This is a genomic window from Alkalihalobacterium alkalinitrilicum (genome assembly GCF_002019605.1).
GTDB classification, from domain to species: Bacteria; Bacillota; Bacilli; order Bacillales; family Bacillaceae_F; genus Alkalihalobacterium; species Alkalihalobacterium alkalinitrilicum.
In genome coordinates, this window is record NZ_KV917368.1 from 1,782,553 (window position 1) to 1,807,251 (window position 24,699).

21 protein-coding genes and 1 pseudogene are annotated in these 24,699 nt (G+C 37.4%); all 22 read right to left on the reverse strand.

The genetic code is table 11. The features are described 5' to 3' along the window. Positions 1–14: 14 nt before the first annotated feature. The 22 genes and pseudogenes from lpdA to BK574_RS08415 all read right to left on the reverse strand — a co-directional run bounded on the left by lpdA (position 15) and on the right by BK574_RS08415 (position 24,548). Positions 15–1,436: a dihydrolipoyl dehydrogenase gene (gene lpdA / locus BK574_RS08310; RefSeq protein ID WP_078428279.1), complete on the reverse strand. Its 1,422-nt coding sequence runs from the start codon at positions 1,434–1,436 to the stop codon at positions 15–17. A 40-nt stretch (positions 1,437–1,476) separates the two neighbouring features. Continuing rightward, positions 1,477–2,754 carry a dihydrolipoamide acetyltransferase family protein gene (locus tag BK574_RS08315; RefSeq protein ID WP_078428280.1) on the reverse strand — a complete coding sequence of 426 codons (1,278 nt, stop codon included), beginning with the start codon at positions 2,752–2,754 and terminating at the stop codon, positions 1,477–1,479. An 11-nt stretch (positions 2,755–2,765) separates the two neighbouring features. Beyond that, on the reverse strand, positions 2,766–3,740 hold the full coding sequence (locus BK574_RS08320; RefSeq protein WP_078428281.1) for an alpha-ketoacid dehydrogenase subunit beta: 975 nt from the start codon (positions 3,738–3,740) through the stop codon (positions 2,766–2,768). 14 nt (positions 3,741–3,754) lie between these two features. Next, entirely contained in the window at positions 3,755–4,714 is a 960-nt protein-coding gene (locus BK574_RS08325; RefSeq protein ID WP_078428282.1) for a thiamine pyrophosphate-dependent dehydrogenase E1 component subunit alpha, read from the reverse strand. Between the two features lie 20 nt (positions 4,715–4,734). Beyond that, positions 4,735–5,879, reverse strand: a pseudogene (locus tag BK574_RS08330) (acyl-CoA dehydrogenase family protein). Between the two features lie 218 nt (positions 5,880–6,097). Continuing rightward, positions 6,098–6,877 carry an enoyl-CoA hydratase/isomerase family protein gene (locus BK574_RS08335; RefSeq protein ID WP_078428283.1) on the reverse strand — a complete coding sequence of 260 codons (780 nt, stop codon included), beginning with the start codon at positions 6,875–6,877 and terminating at the stop codon, positions 6,098–6,100. Between the two features lie 26 nt (positions 6,878–6,903). Further along, positions 6,904–8,475, reverse strand: coding sequence for an AMP-binding protein (locus BK574_RS08340; RefSeq protein WP_078428284.1), 1,572 nt, complete (start codon positions 8,473–8,475; stop codon positions 6,904–6,906). Between the two features lie 51 nt (positions 8,476–8,526). Next, positions 8,527–8,973, reverse strand: a complete 447-nt coding sequence (locus BK574_RS08345) for a MaoC/PaaZ C-terminal domain-containing protein (RefSeq protein WP_078428285.1) — start codon at positions 8,971–8,973, stop codon at positions 8,527–8,529. 45 nt (positions 8,974–9,018) lie between these two features. Next, entirely contained in the window at positions 9,019–10,344 is a 1,326-nt protein-coding gene (locus tag BK574_RS08350) for a TRAP transporter large permease (protein WP_078428286.1), read from the reverse strand. 1 nt (position 10,345) lies between these two features. After that, positions 10,346–10,852 carry a TRAP transporter small permease subunit gene (locus BK574_RS08355; protein ID WP_078428287.1) on the reverse strand — a complete coding sequence of 169 codons (507 nt, stop codon included), beginning with the start codon at positions 10,850–10,852 and terminating at the stop codon, positions 10,346–10,348. A gap of 140 nt (positions 10,853–10,992) precedes the next feature. Continuing rightward, positions 10,993–12,084: a TRAP transporter substrate-binding protein DctP gene (dctP, locus tag BK574_RS08360; RefSeq protein ID WP_078428288.1), complete on the reverse strand. Its 1,092-nt coding sequence runs from the start codon at positions 12,082–12,084 to the stop codon at positions 10,993–10,995. Positions 12,085–12,305: 221 nt separating this feature from the next. Further along, complete coding sequence (fadH, locus tag BK574_RS08365) at positions 12,306–13,070, reverse strand: 2,4-dienoyl-CoA reductase (protein WP_078428289.1); 765 nt, start codon at positions 13,068–13,070, stop codon at positions 12,306–12,308. Positions 13,071–13,130: 60 nt separating this feature from the next. Next, complete coding sequence (locus BK574_RS08370) at positions 13,131–14,492, reverse strand: acetyl-CoA carboxylase biotin carboxylase subunit (RefSeq protein ID WP_078428290.1); 1,362 nt, start codon at positions 14,490–14,492, stop codon at positions 13,131–13,133. Positions 14,493–14,656: 164 nt separating this feature from the next. Beyond that, positions 14,657–16,204: an AMP-binding protein gene (locus BK574_RS08375; RefSeq protein ID WP_238457987.1), complete on the reverse strand. Its 1,548-nt coding sequence runs from the start codon at positions 16,202–16,204 to the stop codon at positions 14,657–14,659. A 91-nt stretch (positions 16,205–16,295) separates the two neighbouring features. Then, positions 16,296–17,813 carry an o-succinylbenzoate--CoA ligase gene (gene menE, locus BK574_RS08380; protein ID WP_078428291.1) on the reverse strand — a complete coding sequence of 506 codons (1,518 nt, stop codon included), beginning with the start codon at positions 17,811–17,813 and terminating at the stop codon, positions 16,296–16,298. 45 nt (positions 17,814–17,858) lie between these two features. Continuing rightward, entirely contained in the window at positions 17,859–19,400 is a 1,542-nt protein-coding gene (locus tag BK574_RS08385; RefSeq protein WP_218970561.1) for an acyl-CoA carboxylase subunit beta, read from the reverse strand. Between the two features lie 44 nt (positions 19,401–19,444). Beyond that, on the reverse strand, positions 19,445–20,596 hold the full coding sequence (locus BK574_RS08390) for an acyl-CoA dehydrogenase family protein (protein WP_078428293.1): 1,152 nt from the start codon (positions 20,594–20,596) through the stop codon (positions 19,445–19,447). Positions 20,597–20,625: 29 nt separating this feature from the next. Next, positions 20,626–21,774 (reverse strand): acyl-CoA dehydrogenase family protein, encoded by a 1,149-nt coding sequence (locus tag BK574_RS08395; protein WP_078430807.1) that lies wholly within the window; start codon positions 21,772–21,774, stop codon positions 20,626–20,628. 14 nt (positions 21,775–21,788) lie between these two features. Next, on the reverse strand, positions 21,789–22,130 hold the full coding sequence (locus BK574_RS08400) for an AtuA-related protein (RefSeq protein ID WP_078428294.1): 342 nt from the start codon (positions 22,128–22,130) through the stop codon (positions 21,789–21,791). A 3-nt stretch (positions 22,131–22,133) separates the two neighbouring features. Next, on the reverse strand, positions 22,134–23,498 hold the full coding sequence (locus tag BK574_RS08405) for an acyclic terpene utilization AtuA family protein (protein ID WP_078430808.1): 1,365 nt from the start codon (positions 23,496–23,498) through the stop codon (positions 22,134–22,136). Positions 23,499–23,520: 22 nt separating this feature from the next. Beyond that, positions 23,521–23,739: a biotin/lipoyl-binding carrier protein gene (locus tag BK574_RS08410; RefSeq protein WP_075387145.1), complete on the reverse strand. Its 219-nt coding sequence runs from the start codon at positions 23,737–23,739 to the stop codon at positions 23,521–23,523. Positions 23,740–23,762: 23 nt separating this feature from the next. After that, positions 23,763–24,548: an enoyl-CoA hydratase/isomerase family protein gene (locus BK574_RS08415; protein ID WP_078428295.1), complete on the reverse strand. Its 786-nt coding sequence runs from the start codon at positions 24,546–24,548 to the stop codon at positions 23,763–23,765. Positions 24,549–24,699 lie beyond the last annotated feature (151 nt).

The window sequence follows — 24,699 nt, forward strand, 5'->3', positions numbered from 1 at the left end:
AATTCCTCCTCTTTTTACTTCCACTGTGATACCAATGATGAGGTGTGCAATGGTTTACCCATTGCCAATAATGCTAATTCTTTTACACCTTCTGATAAAGAAGGGTGAGGATGGATGACGTGTGTTAATTCTTCAACTGTTGACTCAAGATGCATAGCAAGCGTTCCCTCTGCAATTAATTCATTGACCCCATTACCTACCATTGAAAACCCAAAAATTTCTCCGTATGTTTCGTCGAAAATAATCTTCAGCTTTCCTTCACCAATCCCATTCCCATTAATCAGCGCCTTACTGTTTGCATTGAAAGAAATAGTCTGACTCGTAACATGGTTATACTGTTGTTTAGCCTGTAGCTCCGTTAGCCCAACAGCACTTAATTCTGGGGCAGTATAAATACACCTTGGAGTTGCTTGATAATTCATCTTGGTCTTCTTGCCTGCAATATTTTCAGCAGCTACCAAACCTTCTTCATAAGCTACATGGGCTAATGGCCACATTGGTGTTACATCACCTACGGCATAGATGCCTTTTACGTTCGTTTCCATATATTCATTAGTTAAGATAAAACCTTTATCAATTTTAATAGGTACATTAACTAGATCTAGATTTTCGATATTTGGTTTCCTCCCCGCGGCAACTAACACCTTATCGAACATTAGCTCAAATTTAGATGTTACGTTTTCTAGTGTTATTGAAACCTTTCCAACTTTTTTTTCATGGGACTTTATTTTTGTTGATGTATAAAAAACTACTCCGCGTTTTTCTAAACTCCGCTTTAACATGGAAACTATTTCTTCATCTTCCATCGCTAAAATTTGGGGTAATTGTTCGATTACTGTGACACGAACCCCTAATTGAGAAAAAATACTTGCAAATTCCAATCCAATGACTCCACCACCGATAATCGCTATATGTTTGGGTAATGTTGTCCAAGATAATACTTCAGAACTTGAAACAATCGTTTCATAATCAAATGAAAGGGTATTAAGATTTATTGGAGAAGTACCAACGGCAACAATTATATTTTTCGCTTCAGCAATCTTTTCTTTGTTCCCTTTTTTTATCTTTAATTGATAAGGTGAAAGGAAACTAGCGCTGCCTTTTTCGACCTTTACTCCAGAATTTTTTAATAAATGAGCTATACCATTCGTTAATTTATGAACGATAGACTGTTTATTAGATTGAAATTTTTCTAGATCAATATAATTAATTTCAGCCTTAACACCTATTTGGTTTGCACTTCTTATCTTTGTAATAAGCTCTGCAAAATGGACGTAGGATTTCGTAGGTATACATCCAACATTTAAACACGTCCCACCTAATTCACCTTTTTCAATTAATAGTGTTTTTAACCCTAACTGACCACATCGAATCGCCGCTGAATATCCACCAGGACCTCCTCCTACAATAATGACATCCCATTCTGACTCAGCCATACATTCCACCGCATTTCTACACTAATTTATTGATAGTCGATTAACTAATCATAAGGAGCTTGGGGTTTTCCATCATCCTTCTAAACTCTTTTTGAAACCTTCCTGCAACTGCTCCATCAATTAAACGATGGTCGACTGTCAAACTCGTTCCCATCATGTTGCCAATTACAATTTCTCCATTTTTAACAACAGGCTTTTCTTGAATGGCCCCTGTTCCTAAAATACCTACTTCTGGTGTATTTAATATTGGGGTCCCTATCAACGAACCATAACTTCCTATATTTGTTACCGTAAACGTACTACCATTAATGTCATTAGGCTGGATTTGCTTCGCTTTAGCTTTCATAATTAATTCATTCATTTGTTGCTGGATTTGACCGATTGAAAGTTTATCGGCGTCGTGAATAACGGGCACTACTAAACCATCATCAATAGAAACAGCGAACCCAATATTAATATTTTCCCAAAGGATTATTTCTTGTTCATCAATACTGGCATTTAATATTGGTACTGCTTTTAATACACTAGCAACGGATTTCACAAGTAGAGCAGTATACGAGATTTTCACCCCAGAAATTTCAGCCAATTCATTTAATTCTTCTCTAAATTGAATGAGTGGTGAAACTTCCACTTCATTGATATCTGTCATTTGTGCGGTGTTTTGTAAACTCGAAAACATACGCTCAGCTATTACTTTCCGAATACCACTTAAAGGTCTGGTTTCCTTAATTGTTTTGTTTGTACCCAAATGAATATAATTTGTTAAATGAGGTCCTTGTTGGTTATCTTGTTTTTGTAATGCATGTTTCCCGCTTTGATCTTCTTTAATCTCTTCTAACTTATTCAGTATATCTCTTTTCACAATTGCCCCAGATGGACCAGTTCCTGTAACACCAGCGAGATCTATAGAATGGACTTGAGCCATCTTTTTAGCTAGTGGAGATATTTTTTTACGCTGCTTTCGATGTTGTAAATAATTCGTTTTGAGACGATTCAGTTGTTCTTCAGTTTTTTCTATTACTGCATTTATTTTTGTAGTGTTTAAATTTTTATTACTTGTTAATTTCTCATAAACTTCTTCTGTCTTTGCTAGTTGAGCTAATAATTCACCAATCTGATATTCCGTTTCAACTTGACCAACAATATGGAGAAAACCACTATCAGGTGCTTCAATTTCATAAGTCACTTTATCGGTTTGGATACTTAGTAAAATATCACCTTTGTTCACCCAGTCCCCCTCCGATCGTTCCCACTGATCAACGACAGCACTTTTCATTTCAACTCCTAATTTGGGGACATTTATTTCAATTTGTTGCACATGTATCCCTCCTAATCTACTAAACTCTTAGCAGTTAAAACGATGTCGCTAACGCTAGGGTATAAGAAATCTTCTGTTTTTCCGACTGGAATAGGTGTAAATGCACCAGCTACACGCTTAATAGGCGCGTCAAGGTCATAAACCGCTTCTTCACTAATCATCGCTGCTATTTCCGCACCAAACCCACTATGTAAAGGTGCCTCTTGAACAATCATGACACGATTCGTTTTTTGAACAGATTGAATAATCGTTTCTTTATCTAACGGTAATAGTGTTCGTGGATCAACTACCTCGGCTTCTATTCCAAGTTCTGATAGTTCTTTAGCAGCCTCTAAACAAGTGTGAATCATCCGTCCAAACGTAACAATCGTTACATCTTTTCCTTCCCTCTTAATATCTGCTTTTCCTAAAGGAATTACGTATTCTTCTGAAGGAACTGCTCCCTTTAAACCTAATAATGACTTATGTTCTAAAAAGACAACGGGATTATCATCTCGAATTGATGCCTTTAATAACCCTTTTGCATCATAAGGTGTAGAGGGGTAAACGACCTTTAATCCTGGTACATGAGTAAACCAGCTTTCAAGTGTTTGCGAATGGTGACCTCCCGCACGAAATCCTCCACCCGCAAGTGCTCTTACGACTAATGGAACTTTAATTTTTCCACCTGAAAAATAGTACGTCTTAGCAGCTTGATTGGCGAGTTGTTCCATCGCAATCGTAATAAAATCCATAAACATGAGGTCAACGATTGGACGATAACCTACGAGCGCCGCACCGACTGCAGCTCCCATAATTCCTTCTTCACTTATTGGAGTATCTTTAACCCGTAAGTCACCATATTTCTCATACAAGCCACGGGTGATTCCAAAGGTTCCTCCCGCTTTCCCGATATCTTCACCCATTAAAAATACCTTTTTATCGCGAGCCATTTCTTCATCTAACGCGTGATTTAAAGCCCAACGTAAATTTAATTTTTCCGTCATCTTACCCCTCCTTTCTATGCATAAACAAATTTTCTAGCATCTTCTTCATCTGGGTACGGGGAATCTAATGCAAAATGAACCGCTTCATCTAACCATTCATTCATGTCCTTTTCAAACTGATCTAACTCGTCTTCATTAATCACATTTGCACCGAGTAGTTCCTGACGAAATGTAATTACAGGATCACGTCGTGCCCAATGTTCATACTCTTCCTTCGTTCTATAATTCATTGGATCACCTTCATAATGTCCGTGAAGACGATACGTTTTGACTTCGATAAGTGTTGGTCCACCACCATTGCGAGCACGTTGAATTGCTTTTTCTACTATTTCAGCACATTCGATCGGGTTATAGCCGTCCACAATTTCACCAGGCATTCCGTACCCGATGGCACGGTCGGCCAAATTTTCAATTTTCATTTGTACATCTAGTGGTGAAAACTCAGCATATTGGTTGTTTTCGCATATAAAAACAATCCCTAAGTTCCATGTAGCAGCCATATTTAAAGCTTCGTGAAAAGCCCCCCGATTGCTTCCTCCCTCACCAAAACCCGAGATAACGATAGAGTTATTTCCTTCTAATTGATTTGCATAAGCAATTCCGACTGAAATCGGGATACTACTTCCGATGATGCCTCCAGTACCATAAATACCTGATTTCGCATCCATAATATGAGCTTCTCCACCAATGCCATTACAACAGCCCGTCTTTTTTCCCATAATTTCGGATAATAAGATTTTAGGTTCGAGTCCTTTTCCTAACAGGGAAGATCTAGAGCGATGATACGGCACAAGAAAATCTTCGGATTTCATAAAAAGGGAAAGTGCGGCCCCCATCGTTTCCTGCCCTTTACATAAGTGGACCCAACCTGCTAACTTATTTTCAGCAAACAATTTTGACAATCTTTCTTCAAACTCTCTCGCAGTTAATATTTGCTTCAAAAGTTCTACCTTCTGCTCGTTAGATATCGTCATAGCAAACCTCCTCAATTTTGTTATGAAAGTAATTGCTTAGAAATGATGTGTCGTTGAATTTCAGATGTTCCGCCCCCAATTTGCATTAACTTGGCATCCCTCATATATCTTTCAACAGAAATTCTTTAATATAGCCGTATCCTCCGAAGATTTGAACCGCTTCTGTTGTAGATTTCATAGCTACTTCTGAACCATATAACTTGGCAGCTGCTGCAAGCTTATTAATTTCCCTTGCTCTCCCTTGGTCGCAAAGAGTTGCTCCTTTATAGGCAAGAAGTTGACTAGCCTCAATTTCAACGTACATATTTGCTAATTTTTCTTGAATCATTTGAAATTGTGAAATTGGTTTTCCGAATTGTTTTCTTTCTTTCGTATATGTTAGGCAAGCATCGAGTGCTCCACGTGCTATGCCTGCGCCTTGTACTCCCATAATGACTCGCTCACTATTTAAACCACTCATTAAAATATTAATTCCTTCGTTTTCAATACCTACTAAATTCTCTTTCGGAACATAACAATCTTCAAAAATTAATTCTCCAGTTGGTGAACCTCTCCAACCCATTTTTTCGAATTTTTTCCCTTTCTTAAACCCAGGCGTTCCGTCTTCTACTAAAAAAACACTAATTCCCTTTGAACCTAGTTCTGGAGCTGTTTTTACATAAACCATTGCTAAATCGGCATTAGGTCCATTCGTAATAAATGTCTTCGTACCATTTAAAACATAACCATCGCCTTTCTTTTCTGCCCTCAGCTGCATACTAATCACATCTGAACCCGCCCCAGGTTCAGTCATTGCTAAACAACCTATAATTTCACCCGAACAAAGCCCAGGTAAATACTTTTCCTTTTGCTGTTCATTTGCATTTTTTACAAAGTTATCAATGACCAAGCACGCTTGATGAATAATTGTTGCGCATGTAGAAACACAAACAGCAGCAAGTTCTTCAGCTACAATGCTCATTTCAGTTATGCCTAATCCTGATCCTCCATATTTTTCAGGGGCTGTTATCCCTAATAGTCCTAATTCAGCTGCTCTTTTCCAGCTTTCGTAGGGGAAACGTTCATCCCGATCAATTTCATAGGCAAGTGGTGCTACTTCTTTCTGAGCAAAATCCCGGACCATTTTTCTTAACATTTCTTGTTCTGGCGTAAAATCAAAATTCAATGGGTTTTCCTCCTTTTTTCATAGAACGATTACGCTCCTGGAGATTTACTTTATCGATACTCCCAAGAAAAAATCTTTCTTAACGTTAGTTACCTATTATAAAATAGGAATATTCAGAAAACTCATTTTGCTAGGATATATTACTTTTCTATCTTATAAAAAATAAGTCCAATACGAATGTTAACAAAAGCAACTCTAGTGTTGGACTTTTTCTTTTTTTAATTACCTTTAAAAGATGGTGATCTTTTTTTAATAAATGATTGGATCCCTTCTTTTGCATCGTTACTAGTAAAGGCATCTACTGAATAACTCCACTCTTCACGGAAGGCTAAATCCATTGGAAGATTTAATAGCCGTAATACAGCCTTTTTGGTATTTTGTACAGCAATGGGGCCATTGTTACAAATGATGTCTGCATACCTTTCTACTTCATCAAATAGTTTATCTTTTGAAACAACTTTATTAATCAAACCAATTTCAAGTGCCTCATGTGCAGAAATTTGTTCACCTGTTAAAAGAATTTCCATTGCTCTACAGTACGGAATTTGCCGTACTAGTCTAACCAGAGATCCTGCAGAAGCCATAATTGACCACTTCGGTTCAGGCAATCCAAATTTTGCATCTTCTGAAGCGATACGAATATCAGTAGCCTCCAAAATTTCTGTCCCACCAGCTAGACAGAAACCATTCACTGCTGCAATAATGGGCTTCCATACTGGTATATTCTTTAACATCGCTACTTCTAATTTTTCTGGATCGATTTTTCCTTCTTGAATAAGAGGGATCGTCTGCTTTAAATCGGCCCCCGCACAAAAAGCTTTTTCACCAGCACCTGTAAGGATAATAACCCGAACGTCTTCGTCGTTTTGAGCTTCAATAAAATAGTTTCCGACCATTTCAAATCCTTCGGGTGTCATCGAATTCATCGCATGAGGTCGATTAAATGTTATATATGCCTTAAATCCTTTTTTTTCATATAAAACAGGTTGTTCTGACAAGCTTATCGCTCCTCTACTCTAGGAATTCATGTAAGGTCTATATTCATATCAGATATCGTCGTGTATTGTTCTCTTAATATAAATTTCTGAACTTTTCCTGATGCTGTTCTTGGGATAGTATCCGTAAAACAAACAACCTTAGGCTTCTTATAACTTGCTAGATACTGTTTACAATAGTTGATTACGTCATTTTCTGTAATCGTGCTTGTTTCTTTTCGGATAACTACTGCACATACTGCCTCAATAAATTTCTCATCTGGAATGCCAATAATAGCTACATCGATGATATCAGGATGTTTAATCAGGACATTTTCTATTTCAACTGGATAAATGTTTTCCCCACCACTTCTAATCATATCTTTTTTTCTACCAGCTATTGAAACAAAACCATCTTCATCAACTACCCCGAGATCTCCCGTATAGCACCATCCATCAACAAAGGTAACGGCATTCACCTCTGGTCGATTCCAATAACCGTTACAAACGACTGGACTTTTAATACAAATTTCTCCAACTTCACCGATCGGGAGTTCATTTCGATTATCATCGACTATTTTTACTTCCGTTAATGGCATTGGTTTTCCAACTGTATGTCCTTTCAATTGAACATCATGAGCATCAAGGGAAGTTGCAATAGGAGTTCCCTCTGTTAAACCATACACTTGCACTAATCCGATATGAGGATACCTCCCCTTTAACTGTTCTAAAGCCCACGGAAGAACAGGATCGCCACCTGAATAGATTGTTGATAAATTTTTTAATTGATAATCCTCCTCATTTTTCATGTTAAGCATTTCATAAATCATAAAAGGAAAAAGCAGACAATCGGTTACTTTATTGTTTTCTATGATGGATAGCGTTCGTTCAATTTGGAAATTTCCACTTTTCATCATGATGACCGTGCCACCTGCAAGTAAAGTCGGAAATGCAATATCTTCCAATGCACCTACATGATATAACGGTCCCGACACAAGGGTAGTAGTCGAATCATTAATTTGCCATTTCATAATTTGCATCGCATTAAACCATAACGTGTTATCGTGAGACCATAAAGCTCCTTTCGGTCGTCCTGTCGTTCCAGATGTATACATTAGCATTAATGGATCACTAATTTCGATTGTTTCACGAATAGGTTGTGAACTTCCTTTTTGTAATACTTCTTCGTGAAATGCCCAATCGGGAGTTGGAACATTATCATAACTGAGAGCAATATAATGTTGCACCCCAACTTTCTGTTTAATAGGCTCTAATTTTTCTTTCAAGGATGAATGAAAACAAAGAACTGTTGTACCTGAGTCATTTAAAATAAATTCATATTCTTCACTTGTTAATCTAAAATTTAAACGAACAGCTATAGCCCCTAATTTTGCAATAGCAAAATATAAACCGCAATATTCTAATGAATTAAATAGTAAGATGCCTACTCGATCTCCTTTTCGCACACCTAGCTCACGAAGTGTATTCGCATAACGTGTCGAAACACTATCCAGCTGTTCGTATGTCCATTCAGCATCTTCTTCTAGTTTTAAGGCAACTTTATTCTGGATAAAAGAATTCGTGTTCCAATGCATCCTACTTAAAATATGTCCGATATGCACTAGATTTTCACCCCTAACTCTCAAAGGAATTTACAATAATTTATGTTATTCTTAACCTTCTTTATTTTCCTTATTGATTAAAACTTTAAAAGTACCAATGATAGCCGTTTCCCCAGTTTGCTTGACGACTTTTTCCTCAAAAGTTACTACCCCAGTTCCGTTCTGTTTATCTTGTAAATCTAGTACTTTCATTTCTACATGAATGGTGTCATTAATAAATGTTGGTGTAATAAAACGAAGCTTTTCAACTCCATAAAATGCAACAATAATTTCTGGATCCATCTTTTGTAATCCAGTTGCTGCTGAAAGTACGAGCATCCCATGTGCTATTCTTTGTTTAAAAGGTGTTTGTTTTTCAGCATATTCTTTATCAGTATGAAGTGGATACCAATCACCGCTAAATGCAGAAAACATAACGATATCTGCTTCAGTAATCGTTCTTCCTCGTGAAATCCAAGTTTCTCCTACAGAAAAGTGTTCAAATTTTTTATCAAACATAATCATTCATCCTTTCAATTTAGAAATCTATTAAAATTAAATATGCTATCCTATTAATTTATTAGGAAGCCATAAAATTAAACTTGGGAACAAAGCACATAAAATAATGAGTAAAACTTGTATTGCGACAAACGGCCAAACACCACTCATAATTTGCCCTGTACTAACACTTTTTGGTGCAACACCTTTTAAGTAGAATAATGCTGGTGCAAAAGGTGGAGTGATAAATGATGTTTGATACATAATACAAATCATTGCTGCAAACCATAATGGATCAAAGCCAAGCGCAATTGCAATCGGTGTGAAAATAGGAACTATTATCAGTATTGATGCAATCCAATCCATTAACATTCCTAAAATAAAGACAGCAAGAAGCATGATAATAAATACTCCCCACTTTCCAAAAGGTAAGGAAGTTAGGACTTGTTCAACTACTCTGCCTCCTCCTAAGCGCATGAAAACACTTACAAAAAAGTTACCGAGAAAGAGGATGGCATATATCATACTCGTGGTTTGAAGAGTGACATATAGTGTTTCTTTTAATACTTTAAAATTTAACTTCCGATATGCTAATGCTACTAACATCGCTGCAAATGCACCTACTGCAGCAGCTTCTGTCGGCGGTGCTATTCCAAACCATATTGACCCTAAGACAGCAACAACGATAATACCAATCGGGAAAATGTGTAATATTCCTATAAGCTTCTCTTTTACCGAATATTGATCAAGCTCTTCTTTCGGAACTGCAGGTGCATAATCCGGATTTATTTGAGCGCGAATTAAGACATAAATAATATATAGAACACCTAGTAAAGCGCCTGGGATCATTACTGCATAAAATAATTGTCCGACAGAAATTTGAGCTAAAGGACCATAAATAATTAACATAATACTTGGTGGAATAAGGATTCCCAATGACCCTCCAGAACAGATGACGCCTGTTGCTAGCTTAGGATTATAGCCTCTTTGCAACATTGCAGGTAAAAATAGAAGTCCCATAGTAACAACTGTTGCACCAACAACTCCAGTACTAGCAGCAAAAAGAAGTGAAACTAATAATACTGCAACTGCAAGACCACCTTTTATCCGACCGAGTAAAAGACTTAATGAATGAAATATCTTTTCAGCAAGTCCTGATTTCTCCATCATATTTCCCATAAAAATAAATAGAGGAATTGCAAGAAGTGTATAGTTTTTCATCGAAGTAAATGCACTAGTTGTTATAAGATTAATAGCTGCATCTCCCCAGAAAATCACACCAAAGATTAGTGCTAGACCGCCTAGTACAAGAAATAGATAATATCCAGAAAAGATTCCTATTAATAAACCTACAATCATTAGAACAAATATTAAAATTGTTTGTGCATCCATCCTATATCTCCCTTCCCAGTAATTTGGAAACGTCTTTTATTACATCTGCTACTCCTTGCAGAAGAAGAAGAGTAAAAGATATAGGAATAATCATTTTAAGAGGGTATATAGGTGTTCGCCACGAACCTGTTACAATTTCTTCACCTCTTATAAAAGATGTTAAGGCAAAATCAAAAGAATGCATTAACCCTAAAATAACTAAAGGGAAGAACAAAACCACCGCTAAACTCAAATCCAATATCGCTTGATTACGGTTAGAAAGCTTCTCGTAAAAAACATCCACTCTAATATGTTGTTTATTTTTTAAAACCCAAGCCATGCCTAAAAATGCTGCTGAACCTCCAAGCATGTAACTTACATCGTAGGACCATATGGTTGGCTTATTAAATATGTGTCTACTAATAACCTCAAAAACTAGGGTGAATATTAATAGAAGGATTAACCAACTGGAAATTTTTCCAACCCACTCACTAATCCCTTCGAATAGCTTTATCAATTGACGCAGCAAACGATCACCTTCCTCATTTCAACCTAAATATTAATTTTACGTTATAGTAGCTAAAAGGCTTTATTTTTAATTAAAAGTTTTAAGTAGAAAATAATAGGCAACAACTATAGCAGACCTTTAGCGTTGTTGCCTATAGAATTTTAATATTTTGGAGTCATCATGTCCTTCCAAAATCTAAATCCTTCAACGTAATTTTGTTGAGACTCCCATATTTGTTTGAACAGATCATCTTGACTTGCTCTTTCAGCATAATAATCATCCACTATGACTTTAAGCCTTTGTTGAGACTCTTCTTCAAATTCAATAAATTCAATCTTGCCTTCTGCTTCCAGTTTGCGATATTCTTCCATTGCAATAAAATCGTCTCTAGCCATATCCGCAAAACCTTTACCCCACATATTTTCTGTAGCTAGTCTAACAATGGCCTTAAGATCGTCAGGCAATTCATCCCACTTGTCCTGATTGATAATGAAACTTGATACGCTAGCAGGTTGGTGGAGAGCTGGCGTTACAATATATTTTGCAATTTCATGGAAACCCATAGGGTAGTTCGATGCTGGACCAGAAAACTCAATTGCATCTACTACACCTCTTTCGAGTGCTTGGTAGATTTCTGGGCCTGATATGGAAACAACAGAAGCTCCTAATCTATTAACAATATCTGCCCACTCTCCTACTGCTCTTACTTTTAAACCTTCAAAGTCTTCAAGGGTACGGATCGGTTTATTTGAGTGATAAAAAATCTCTGGTGTTCCTGGTCCTGCGTCTAATACTTTGACTCTAATTCCAGCTTGATCATATGCTTCTTGCCAAAGGTCACGCCCCTCATCTGTTGTTATCCATCCTAAATACTCTTGTTCATTTAATCCCATTGGTACGGAAGCAAAAAGTGAAAGTTGCGGAATTTTACCCACCCAATATCCATCCCAACTGTGAATCGCATCCACTGTACCTTGTTCAACAGCATCTAATAACTCAGTAGGTTGTACGATTTCTCCTGCCGCATGCATTTCGACAACCAAACGCCCACCTGATGCTTCAGTAATATCATCGGCAATCGATTGAGCCATTCTTTGTAAGGCTGTACCATCTGGCCAAGGTGAATGAGCAACCCATTTAAATGTTTCTTGTGAAGAAGTTTGCCCACCTCCTTCAGAGGAAACATCACTGTTCGTACACCCCATAAGTAACCCAATAATTAAAGCGCTTACAATTAATGCAACCTTTTTCATCTTACTCCCCCTTAAATATCGGATAGATTTTTATGAAATGAGAGATCATTGTTTAAATCTCTTATTTCATAAAATATTGCAAGAAACATGCCAATCCCAAAAAAATCAATAGATGTTCAATTGGCAAAATACTTCATTAAAATCAATCAAACAAGCGTACATTTTACTGCACGCTTGCATTTACAGTTGTTCATATTTTTTTACAACTTTGCTTACTAGTGTTAAAATGCTGGCTGGTTCAGCCATTGTCCACCATCCATTGTTATACAATCACCATTGATATATTCCGCTTCGGGTGAGAGGAGAAATGCTGCTAAATTCGCGATCTCCTCCGGCTGTCCAACACGCCCTAGTGGTACACTTTCAATGGTTTGTTTCATAGTTTCTTCGCCTTGAAATAACTTATCCATTCCACCAGTATTTTCAATCGATCCTGGAGCAATTGCATTCGTTCGAATTCCGTATTTTTTTCCCCATTCAACGGCTAACGTTCTCGTCATTGTAAGGACCCCTGACTTTGCACAAGCCGAATGAATTACACCTTCACCTGATCTCCAAGCATACGTTGCAATAATATTAAGAATACTTCCTTTCGTTTGTGATGCAATCCAATGTTTCCCTACTTCTTGACTACAATACCATGTTCCATTTAAAACGATATTGATAACAGCGTTCCACGCATTTACAGACAGCTCTTCAGCTGGACAAATAAAATTTCCTGCCGCATTATTTACTAAATGATCAATCTTTCCAAAAGCTCTGACTGTCTCTTCTACCATTACCTTCACTTGTTCTGGATTTCGTACATCCATCGGCACAGTCAAGACCTGTCCTTTAAACTGTTGAATTTCATCTCTAGCTATTTCCAGTCGCTCTTCATTTCTTCCAGAAATTACAACATTTGCACCATTTAAAGCAAACTTCTTAGCCATCGCCTTGCCCATTCCACTTGAACCACCCGTAATGATTACAACTTGATCTTTCAATTATTATCCTCCTAATCTTCCTTTACCATTTATATTTTCATAATTGTTTAACATATTAGATTAACTGTTATTAACATTAGGTTTTCCTTGTAAATGTTTCTCAACAAAATTCGTTGTGGTTCTTCCTTGATGAAATTCAGGATGGGCAATCACTTTTTGAAGCATAGGAATATTCGTTTTAATGCCTTCTACTTTGTAGTGTTGGAGGGCATTCGTTAGGTTTTCAATCGCATGATCCCGATTTTCTCCTTTTACAATTAACTTCGCAATCATTGGATCATAAAAAGGGGTGACTTTCGATTGACTATTCACTGCCAGTTCATGACGAATATAGGATGCTTCTGGAAGTTCGAGAGCAGTAATTTGACCTGGTGAAGGAAAAAAAGTGTTAGGATCTTCAGCATAAATGCGTACTTCAATCGCATGTCCATTTTTCTGCACATCTTCTTGTGTAAACGTCAATGACTGACCTGCTGCTATATTAATTTGTTGTTCAACTAAATCAAGTCCAGTGATTTCTTCCGTTACAGGGTGCTCAACTTGCAATCTTGTATTCATTTCAAGAAAATAATAGTTTTTCTGTTCATCTACGAGAAATTCAATCGTTCCTGCATTTCGATATCCGATTGATTTTGCAGCTCTTACAGCCGCTTCTCCCATCTTCTTTCTTGTTAAATCATCTAAAAAAGGCGAAGGAGCTTCTTCGACGACCTTCTGATGGCGCCGTTGAATCGAACATTCACGCTCCCATAAATAAAGTGTATTTCCTTCTTGGTCTGCTAAAATTTGAATTTCGATATGTCTTGGGTTTTCAATATACTTTTCTACATACATCGCTCCATCCCCAAAAAAATCAGTGGCCCTTTTTTGATTACCTGCAAATGCTTTGTGTAATTCTTCAGCACTTTTCACGATTTGCATCCCAATACCACCGCCTCCTGCTGAGGCCTTTAGCATAACGGGGTAACCCATGTTATTGGCAATAACCTCTGCTTCATTTGCATCTGCAAGCGGGTGAGTAATGCCTGGAACAACTGGTACTCCTGCCTTTTCCATTGTTTTTCTCGCTTCGATTTTACTTCCCATATTCGAAATAACATCCGCTGATGGTCCAATAAAAACAATTCCTAATTCTTCACAGCGATTTGCAAAAGTAGCGTTCTCAGATAAAAGTCCGTAGCCAGGATGAATGGCATCCACACTAGTATCATCTGCTACCTCTAAAATTCGGTCGATATTTAAATAACTTTCGTTAACTCGAGGTCCGCCAACAAGGTAGGCTTCATCTGCCAACTGTACATGTGGTGCACTATCATCAGCTTGAGAATAGATGGCAACTGTTTTAACCCCTAATGCTTTACAAGTGCGAATAATACGAACAGCAATTTCCCCACGATTGGCAATTAAAATTTTATTAAACATTCTATTCACTCCTCTAGTCGAGCGGTCGCTCATTTTTAATAGAAATAATCCCTTATTTGGTCTATAAAGAAGAACCATTTGCTTAAGGTGTGTTTAATGCTTTTATAGCAAATGGTTCTATTTTAAAAAGATGTTAACCACTTGATGTTAACGCTTACAAAATATTAGTTAGTGACTTGATAATGGTTTTGATATTGTTGTCGTAATACATGTTTTTGAATTTTTCCTGTTGCTGTCATCGGTAACTGTTCGAGGAAAATAACGGATTTAGGAACTTGGAACCCTCCAAGTTGGGATTTACAATGTTCAATAATTTCCTCTTCTGTTGCTTCTGTATTCTGTTTTAGAACAACAAATGCGGTAACCGCCTCTGACCAATGTTCATGAGGTAACCCTACGGCAACTGCATTTAAGATAGTTTTATGTGTTAACAATGCACCTTCAACTTTAATAGAGGCAACATTTTCACCGCCTGTTTTAATAATATCCTTTTTACGATCGACGAAAACAAGTTGACCATCTTCATCCCAATAACCAAGGTCACCAGTATGATGCCATCCGAACGCTCGACTCTTTTCTGTTTCTTCCTCATTTTTATAATAACCATTCATAACGTTTGGACCACGGTGAACTATTTCGCCAATTTCACCTTTTGGTAAGAGATTTCCATCATCATCCATAATCGCGGTATCATTTAAAATACAAGAAGTTCCCCAATATGAACCGAAACGTTGTAGTTGCTCTTCAGGTCTAAACACCATGGTTGATGGATACATTTCTGTTTGCCCCGTTCCTAGTGCAAATTGTGGGCAAATTTCTGAAATGCAGCGCTCTAACGATTGTTTATCCATTGGAGCCATTGCATACGTACATCTCCTTAAAGAGCTAAGATCATATTTTGACCTGTTAGGATGATCTAACATCATTCGGTACATCATAGGTAGACCAAACATGTTCGTTATTTTGTAATCGTTAATTGTCTTCATGAGTTTCTCTGGTTCAAATCCACTTATAACAACTGTAGTTGCTCCACGATGTAGACATGACATCGTAAATGTATGTTGGGCACAATGGAACAAAGGCATCATAGCTAAAATTCTTTCGTCTTCTTGGAAGTTACACTCAATAATATTACTTAAGCTAGCAATATAAACGGCTAAGTGGCTCGTCATGACCCCTTTTGGATTTCCAGTCGTCCCACTTGTAAACATAATTTGGGCTACATCACGATCTTGTATTTCTACTACTGGCTCAACAGGAGAATGGTCTTCAATGGATACTAAAAATGTATTAGTATCTCCTAGATTCCCTCGTACTGCTATTATATTTTGACAGCGGCTGTTTATATCTTCAATGTCACTTTGAATTAATGCAGCATCACCAATAATTAGCTTTGCTTCTACCTGATCGATAATATAAAGTTTTTCCTTAATTGATATCCCTGGATTAATCGGAACCCAAATAAGTCCAGCTTTAGCAATCCCATTAAAGATAACAATGTATTCCCAAGAATTTCCGCATATCGTTAAGATCTTATCTCCTTTTTTCAAACCAGAGCTTAGTAAATAGTTGGCAAATTGATTAGATAGTTGATCAAGTTCCTCGTAGGAAATCGTCGTTTCGCCATCAATTACTGCTTCTTTATCTGGAAATCTTAATGCATTTCGCCGTAGAATATCGCCTATAGCTACTCGGTTTACAATACTTTGCATTTTTTTCAATCCCCCTAAATGCTTTTTCATTTCATCGATAAACATTTCGTTTGTTAACTCTGACCCTCTAAAAATATTAAAACTAAAAGCTTTACGCTTCTTTCCGTAAAACTACTTTTAATATTTTTCCTGTTGCATTTCGTGGGAGTTGATCTAAAATCACTAGTTGCTTAGGCATCTTATATCGCGCAATTTTTCCTGATAAAAATTTTTCAATTTCCTCTAACGTTAACGACTGCGTTGGATCATTTAATGAGACGACTGCTTTAATGGATTCGCCCCACTTTTCATCTGGGTAACCGACAATAGCAACTTCACGGATATTTGGATGACGGTAAAGAACTTGCTCTACTTCAATCGGGTAAACATTTTCGCCGCCAGTAATAATCATATCTTTTTTTCGATCGACGATATATATAAAGCCTTCTTCATCGAATTTGGCTAAATCTCCTGTATAGAACCATCCGTCCTTAATCGCTTCTTTTGTTGCCTCTGGTTTATTCCAATAACCAACCATAATATTCGGACCTTGAACGATTAATTCACCGACTTTCCCGACAGGTACATCACGATCATTAGGGTCTACTATTCTAACATCTGTGTGTACAGGTGCTTTTCCAACTGATCCATTTTTTCTCAGAGTATTTTTTTCATCAAGTAAGCTCACGAATGGAGCTGTTTCCGTTAACCCGAATCCCTCATAAAATGGAATGCCCCTTGATTGGAAAAATTCAATGACAGTTATTGGGCACGGGGCTCCACCAGAGACAGCTAGCTGTAAAGAAGAAATATCGAATTGTTCAAAGTTTTCAACAGTTGTTAAAGCTTGCCACATCGCAGGAACTAAAAATAGACTTGTAATTTTTTCCTCTTGAATATTTTCCAATACTCTTCTTGGATCAAACGTATCATCTAAAATGATCGTTCCACCTTTATAAAATAGTGGTGTTGTAAACACACTCATCCCTCCTATATGGAATAAGGGTGCCACCGTTAAAGTGATATCTGATTTTTTAAACGGCATGAAAGTAATGCAGTTAATCGCATTCCATTGTGTATTTCCATGACTTAACATAGCGCCTTTGGGTCTACCTGTTGTTCCAGAAGTATACATCATTAAATGAACATCATCTAAACTAATATCGTAGGCAGGTTCTTCCTTGGAAGCTGCCGCGATTAACTCTTCGTATTTAAGATCATCTTCATGTGGCGTAGTTCCAACTTGAATATAATCTAATAATCTAGTTTTTATTAACCTTAGCTCATCCACAACTGGTTTCAAACGTTCATCATAGATAAAAAGATTTGCACCAGAATCGTTTACAATATAATGTACCTCTTCAACACTTAATCGGAAATTGATCGGAACAAAAATGGCTCCTATTTTTGCACATGCAAACATGGACTCGATAGATTCGTTTGTATTTAATAATAAAGCATTAACACGATCTCCTTTTCTAATCCCTAATGAAACAAATGCATGCGCTAGCTGATTAACACGCTCATTTAGATGTTTATACGTATATCGTTTTTCTTTATAAATGAGCGCAAGATTTTCAGGATCAAGCTCACTATATTTAGTGAGCCAATTTCCAATTCCTTTTACCATTACACCAATCCCCCTATTAATAAAAAGTGTTAGACATACTTTACATTAGCTAAGAATCGTAGAATGCTTTCTTGATGGTAGCGGAAATTCTTTATTTTCAAACGTTTCATATCTGCTAATTAACTCTTTTCTTAGTTCACTAGGGACGATGAGGTCATCTACTACTAGCTCTCCAGCAAGTTTGAACGTATCATATCCTGCACGATATTCATCCCGTAATTTTTTCACTAGTACTTCGCGTTCTTTCGGATCTTCAACTGCTTTAATTTTATTGTAATAAACAGCGTTAATTGCCGCTTCTGGACCCATAATTGCAATTTCAGCTGAAGGAAGAGCAATTGTCGAATCTGGCTCATAAGCAGGACCTGCCATAGCATAAATACCTGCACCGTATGCTTTTCTTACGATAACACACATTTTTGGAACGTTTGCGCACGAACTAGCATAAATGAAGTTACGTCCTTTTCTAAGGATTCCTTCTTGTTCGACCTTCGTCCCTACCATAAACCCTGGTGTATCACACAAGTATAATAGTGGAATGTTGTACGCATCACACGTCCAGACAAATTTTGCTCCTTTATCCGCAGACTCAGGGAAAATTGCGCCGCCTTTATGCATCGGTTGATTCGCTACAATCCCAACAGTTTTACCATTTAATCTTGCAAAACCCGTCACTAATTCTTTTGCAAAATTTGCTTTAATTTCTAGAAAACTATCACCGTCAACAACCGCTTCAATCAGTTTGCGTACATCATAAGCTCGATTCGGCTCCATCGGGATAATGTTATCGATTTCTTGTGGATCGCGACTCGGCTCTCTTGCTGGAAATTCTGGTAATTTTTCTTCAAAGTTATCTGGTAGATAAGTTAATAGCTTTTTAACAATGCTAGCTGCTTCTTCTTCATCTTTAGCAATGAAATCTGCTGATCCACTTTTGCTTGTATGCATGGTTGCCCCACCAAGTTCTTCAACATCAACCTTTTGTCCCGTCGCCATCTGTACCATTCGCGGTGAAGCAATTGCCATCCCAGAAATTTTATCCACCATTACGACAAAATCAGAGAAGACTGGCATATAAGCTGTTCCTGCAAAACACGGACCGTATAAAACAGCAATTTGTGGGACACGACCTGAAAGAACACTATGATTATAGAATATTTTCCCACCAGAATATTTTTCTACATGATAACCACCTGCTTCGTCAATACGTCCACCTGAAGAATCGATTAAATAGACAATTGGACGCTTTCCACGAATGGCAGCTTCCTGAATTCGTAATATTTTCTCACTATGATAGTTACCCATTGAACCAGCTTTTACTGTATAATCACTAGCGATAAAATACGTAATACGATCGTCAATTTTTCCTGTACCTGCTACTACACCATCTGCAGGTAAACGCTCATTTAAATTATTGGCAAAAAGTCCTGTTTCATAAAAAGGTTGTTCATTATCAAAGTAAAGTTTTAAACGATCGCGAACAAATAATTTGCCAAGTTTTTTTATTTTTTCATGATCGGGTCCACCTTTTTCAATTCGTTCCTTTTCTGCAAGTACTTTTCTTTCACGTTCCAAATCCAACACCATCCCTTTGTAAATGTTTTTTATAAACGAAACGATTTCTAGCGGGTTTATGAGAGAATTCCTAATCGCTTGGTTAAAATCTCATTCATAATTTGCGTAGTTCCTCCACCGATCGATTGAATTCTGGCATCTCTCCAATAACGTTGGACTGGATATTCCATCATATATCCATTTCCACCATGAATTTGTACAGCTTGGTCTGTAACTCTACGAATCATTTCAGCCGCATACGCTTTCGCCATAGTTGCTTCCGTCACAATGTCTTCTCCTTTGTTGTATAAGTAAATGGCTCTGTACGTAATATTTCTTGCTTTTTCTAAATCGACAGCCATATCGACCATCTTATGACGTAACACTTGGAATTCTGAAAGTGGTTTCTTAAATTGAATTCTTTCTTTACTATATTTGATGGTATCTTCGAGAGCGAGTTCACCTAAACCGATACATCCTAAGGCCATGCTAATTCGTTCGAACTGAAAGTTTTTCATAATATTACGGAAACCTTCATGTTCATTTCCAATTAAGTTTTCCTTTGGTACTTTCACATTGTCAAAGAAAATCTCGCCTGTATCGGAAGAACGCCAGCCTAATTTCTTCAGTTTCTTACCAACCGAATACCCTTCCCAATTAGTTTCAACAATAAAAAGACTAACGTTATGATGAGCTGGTTCTTCTCGTGTTTTTGCAGCCACTACTACATAATCGGCGTTTACGCCGCTTGTAATAAACGTTTTCGAACCATTTAAAATATAGTAGTCTCCTTCTTTTTTTGCAGTAGTTCTAATCGCTGATACATCTGATCCACCACTCGGTTCAGTAATTGCAAGAGCAGAAATTAATTCACCTTTGATACCTGGAACAAGGTATTTCCGTTTTTGCTCGTCATTTCCAAATTTCCATATGTTTGTCATCGCAATGCCTGTATGCGAGCCTAATGCAGCACCAACGCCTCCTGCACCACATTTAGCTAATTCTTCAATAAGTACAGCTTCAGTAATTAAGTCTAACCCTCCACCACCATATTCTTCTGGAAATTTAATACCTAAGTAGCCTAACTCTCCCATTCGTTTATATAAACTTCTTGGAACCTCACCGTCTTTTTCCCATTGTTCAACGTTGGGCTTAATTTCTTTTTCAATAAATTTTTTTACAGATTTTCTAAACATTTCGTGTTCTTCTTTAAATATCCAATGAGACATGTTTACTTCCTCCCTTTAACGACCTTAAACTACAATCCAATTTGCTTAGAAATAATTTCCTTCATAATCTCATCAGCTCCGCCACCGATACGAGGGAGACGACTATCACGCCACATCCGTTCAATTGGGTACTCCGCCATATATCCGTTACCACCCATGATTTGTAGTGCGCGATCCGTTACCCAATGGGACATTTTGACAGCAGCTAGTTTTGTCATTGAAATTTCCTTAGCAGGAACTTCACCTTTTGAAAATCTGTAAGCGGTTGCATAGGTTAGTTCACGACACACTTCAATTTCTGTTTTCATTTCGGCTAATAAATGAGCAATAACTTGAAAATTACCGATTGGTTGGCCAAACGCTTTTCTTTCTTTCGCATAATTAAGTGCTAGTTCATACGCATAATCTGCTGCACCAATGGCTCCTGATGCCCCAACCATCCGTTCACCCTGAAGTTGCCACATAATTTGATAAAAGCCTTTTCCTTCTTCTCCTAGTAGATTTTGATGAGGAACTCTTACATTATCAAAGATGAGTTCAGCCGTATCAGATGATCTCATCCCTACTTTATCTAGCTTTTTACTTACAGAAAAACCTTCACGATCCGTTTCTACTAGAAAAAGACTAATACCTTTATAACCAGGTTCATCCGAGGTTCTTGTTACTAGTGTTACAAAATCCGTTCTCGTCCCATTTGTAATAAATGTTTTCGTTCCATTAATTACCCATTCATCGCCTTCACGTCTTGCCCTCGTTCGTATTCCTTGAACATCTGAACCGTGATCTGGCTCCGTAATACCAATCGCAGCAATCTTTTCTCCTTTTAAAGCTGGTTTTAAAAAACGCTCATGTTGATCTTTTGTACCAAATTTATAGATAGGTGGTGTTGCCATGTCCGTTTGGACAGCAATCGCCATGGGAACACCTCCGCATCCACATTTATTCATTTCTTCTGCTAATATAATTGAAGTAAAGTAATCACCGCCCTGACCACCAACTTCCTCAGGGTAATGTAATCCTAGAAAACCAAGATCTCCCATTTTCGTGAATAACTCTCTTGGAAATTCGCCAGCTTCTTCCCATTCTTCTATATATGGAGAAATTTCTTTTTCTACAAATTTTCTAATCGTTTTTCTTAATTGGTCATGTTCTTCTGTAAAATATGGTTCATATGGCATCATTCTTCACCTCTTCAATTTTCTTCATTTAGTAAATGATCATCTAATTCAATTTCCATACGAAGAAGGTTGGCTCCGAAGCACTTCCCAAGATTATCGACCCGTATTGAAGTTGAGCCACCGCCATTAAGTGCTTCTTTACAAACAAAATTCATTCCATAAATGTTTGGTAATTCATATCGAACAACCTCTCCATCTACTAATCCAGTAAAATGGTCTTTAACTCTCTCAGGAGTCACCTCAGATAGAAAGACTTCATAAATTGCTTGATTTGGTGCAAAAAGACCAATATTCACTGTATTTCCTTTATCACCTGACCTTGCTTGTGCAACTTCTCTTAATTTGATACGTGCCATGAACTACACCTCCTCAACTTCAACTTTTATTGCTTTTTCGATTTGATTACGATCAATTAATGTGGACCACATTCCTATTAAGGCACGTGGTGCAGAATTGCCCGTAAATCCACTCATCGTCGGTGGTCCATTTAAAGCTAAAGGTGGAAACAATCTACTGAATTTTGCAGCTTCTTGCTTTGTTTTCGCACGGACCGCCATTCTTAAATAAATTTCATTCAAATCAGAATCATTTTCATGAGCTAATGGACCATGTAACGAATTATGCCCTATGAAATCGGTTCGTACTTCATCGTAATTCAACTCCATTTTCTCGAGTTGTTTTCGAATAATTTCATCGACTTTCTTTGCCTTTAACATCGCATCTGGCCAAGAAAAACCAACCATCACTTGACCTAGATACCCATTTTCATATCCCATTACGACTTTTAATGTCTCTGGTTTCGGTTTTCCTTTCGTACCCGTTACTTTCACTTGATTAGGAGCAATATTTTCAAGTTTTACGTTCGTTAAATCAACCACTACATCTGGCGTAAAATAAGCCGATGGATCATGGATTTCATATAACATTTGTTCTTTCACCGTATCAACAGTAACTAAACCACCACGTTCTTCGACTTTGCTAACGATAAATTCTCCAGTTTCCGAGACCTCAGCAATCGGATAACCAATTTGATCAAATCCTTCAATGTCCCACCATTTTCCGCTGAAATTACCTCCCGTAGATTGGGCTGAGCATTCTAATAAATGGCCCATAAAAACACCACTAGCTAATTTATCCCACTCTTCTTCACTCCAATCAAATTCATAAATGAGTGGTGCTAAAAATTGGGCAGTATCTGTCGTTCTTCCCGTAATAACAATATCTGCTCCTGCTCTTAACGCTTCAACAATCGGTTGGGCTCCTATGTAAGCGTTCGCGAACTCAAGCCTTTCTTTGACCGTATCAATGGCTGCTCCTGTTTCTAAATGATCTAATGAAACACCATTTTCTTGAAATTCATCAATTCGATCAATCACATTATCTCCTGTTACAACCGCCACTTTTAAGCCTGTAAATCCTAGCTCTCTTGCTACTTTTAGAACCTCTTGTTGAGCACCGATCGGGTTTATCCCGCCTGCATTTGTTAATAATTTAATTCCTTTTTCCTTTACGTAAGGCAGTAATGCTTTCATTTGCGTTGAAATATCTTTTGTATATCCTGCATTTTCATTTTTACGTTTGTCTTTTACTAATATCGCCATAGTCAATTCGGCTAAAGCGTCGAAGCATATATATTGAACATTTCCTTTTTCCGCTGTTGCTACTGCAGGTTCAATCGTATCCCCATAGAACCCTTGTGCAGCTCCAATACGAACTGTTTTCATATCATCGCCTCCCCTTTCACCCTTAATCATTATTAATCTTTACAATAACATCTCCCTCTTGAACGAACTCTCCTTCCGCGGTATGAAGCGAAGCAATAACTCCATCATGGGTAGCTTCAATTGGAATTTCCATTTTCATAGACTCTAAGATCACAAGAATATCTCCAGCTTTAACTACATCATTTTCTTTTACTTCTACTTTCCATACATTCCCACTCATTGAAGCTTGAACTTCTACCATATATATCACTCCTAAATAATTTTTTATTGCCCTTTCCAATTTGGCGTTCTCTTTTCTAAGAAAGCTGAAGCTCCTTCTCGTAAATCTTCACTCATAAATGAAACAAGTCTCAGTGTTGATAAATAGTCAAACGATTTCAATAAATCCATTTGCTCAGTATTATAGAAAGCATCTAAACCTAACTGAACTGCTAACGGGCTAAATGATGCCACTGTTTTTGCCACCTTCATCGCTTCAGCTTCAAGTTCTTCAGGTGGAACGACACGATGAACTAAATTAAATTCCTTTGCTTGTTCAGCGGTAATAATCTCAGCAGTGAGCATCAACTCTAACATTTTTCGATCTCCTACCGCCCTACGTACCCATGGCATAATAACAAACGGTACAAGTCCAAGCCTGAGTTCAGTTAAACCTAACTTTGCTTCACTAGAGGCTATCGCAATATGGCACATCGCAACCAAACCAGTTCCTCCACCTAATGCAGGCCCATTAACAGCTGCAATTAAAGGCGTTTGAACTTTTGCACCAACTTTAAACAATTCTGTACTTGCTCGCCCTTCAAAGTGAAGTTCAGGAGCGGTTTTCTCAAGGTTCTTTTTAAATTCATTTAAGTTTCCACCCGCAGAAAATGCCTTTCCCGCTCCTGTAATCACGATTGCCCTGACATTAGGATCACGATCAGCATTTGTAATCGCTTGAAGTAATTCATTTGCAGATTTCTCTGTTAATGGATTTCTAATCTCTGGTAGATTTAGTGTGATTTTCGCAACATAGTCATTTACTTCATATAACACTGTTTTAAAATCCATGACCTCACCTCTAACTTTTCTAATAATTTGGCGTCACTCTTTGAATTGCAATATTTGTGCCAAAGTTTTTTTGCTTTAGAATGACCATTTTCTTTGCCTCACTCAGTTAATAAAAAGAACACAAGTGTAAAGTTGTTAACATAATTTAACA

What these genes read in the sequence shown, in the direction of transcription:
- BK574_RS08345 (WP_078428285.1), bottom strand. Translation starts at nt 8,973, where the DNA reads ATGTTTGATAAAAAATTTGAACACTTTTCTGTAGGAGAAACTTGGATT.
- BK574_RS08415 (WP_078428295.1), bottom strand. Translation starts at nt 24,548, where the DNA reads ATGGATTTTAAAACAGTGTTATATGAAGTAAATGACTATGTTGCGAAA.
- BK574_RS08320 (WP_078428281.1), bottom strand. Translation starts at nt 3,740, where the DNA reads ATGACGGAAAAATTAAATTTACGTTGGGCTTTAAATCACGCGTTAGAT.
- BK574_RS08385 (WP_218970561.1), bottom strand. Translation starts at nt 19,400, where the DNA reads ATGGTGTTGGATTTGGAACGTGAAAGAAAAGTACTTGCAGAAAAGGAA.
- menE (WP_078428291.1), bottom strand. Translation starts at nt 17,813, where the DNA reads ATGGTAAAAGGAATTGGAAATTGGCTCACTAAATATAGTGAGCTTGAT.
- BK574_RS08350 (WP_078428286.1), bottom strand. Translation starts at nt 10,344, where the DNA reads ATGGATGCACAAACAATTTTAATATTTGTTCTAATGATTGTAGGTTTA.
- BK574_RS08410 (WP_075387145.1), bottom strand. Translation starts at nt 23,739, where the DNA reads ATGGTAGAAGTTCAAGCTTCAATGAGTGGGAATGTATGGAAAGTAGAA.
- BK574_RS08395 (WP_078430807.1), bottom strand. Translation starts at nt 21,774, where the DNA reads ATGCCATATGAACCATATTTTACAGAAGAACATGACCAATTAAGAAAA.
- BK574_RS08375 (WP_238457987.1), bottom strand. Translation starts at nt 16,204, where the DNA reads ATGCAAAGTATTGTAAACCGAGTAGCTATAGGCGATATTCTACGGCGA.
- dctP (WP_078428288.1), bottom strand. Translation starts at nt 12,084, where the DNA reads ATGAAAAAGGTTGCATTAATTGTAAGCGCTTTAATTATTGGGTTACTT.
- lpdA (WP_078428279.1), bottom strand. Translation starts at nt 1,436, where the DNA reads ATGGCTGAGTCAGAATGGGATGTCATTATTGTAGGAGGAGGTCCTGGT.
- BK574_RS08405 (WP_078430808.1), bottom strand. Translation starts at nt 23,498, where the DNA reads ATGAAAACAGTTCGTATTGGAGCTGCACAAGGGTTCTATGGGGATACG.
- BK574_RS08400 (WP_078428294.1), bottom strand. Translation starts at nt 22,130, where the DNA reads ATGGCACGTATCAAATTAAGAGAAGTTGCACAAGCAAGGTCAGGTGAT.
- BK574_RS08370 (WP_078428290.1), bottom strand. Translation starts at nt 14,492, where the DNA reads ATGTTTAATAAAATTTTAATTGCCAATCGTGGGGAAATTGCTGTTCGT.
- BK574_RS08390 (WP_078428293.1), bottom strand. Translation starts at nt 20,596, where the DNA reads ATGTCTCATTGGATATTTAAAGAAGAACACGAAATGTTTAGAAAATCT.
- BK574_RS08325 (WP_078428282.1), bottom strand. Translation starts at nt 4,714, where the DNA reads ATGACGATATCTAACGAGCAGAAGGTAGAACTTTTGAAGCAAATATTA.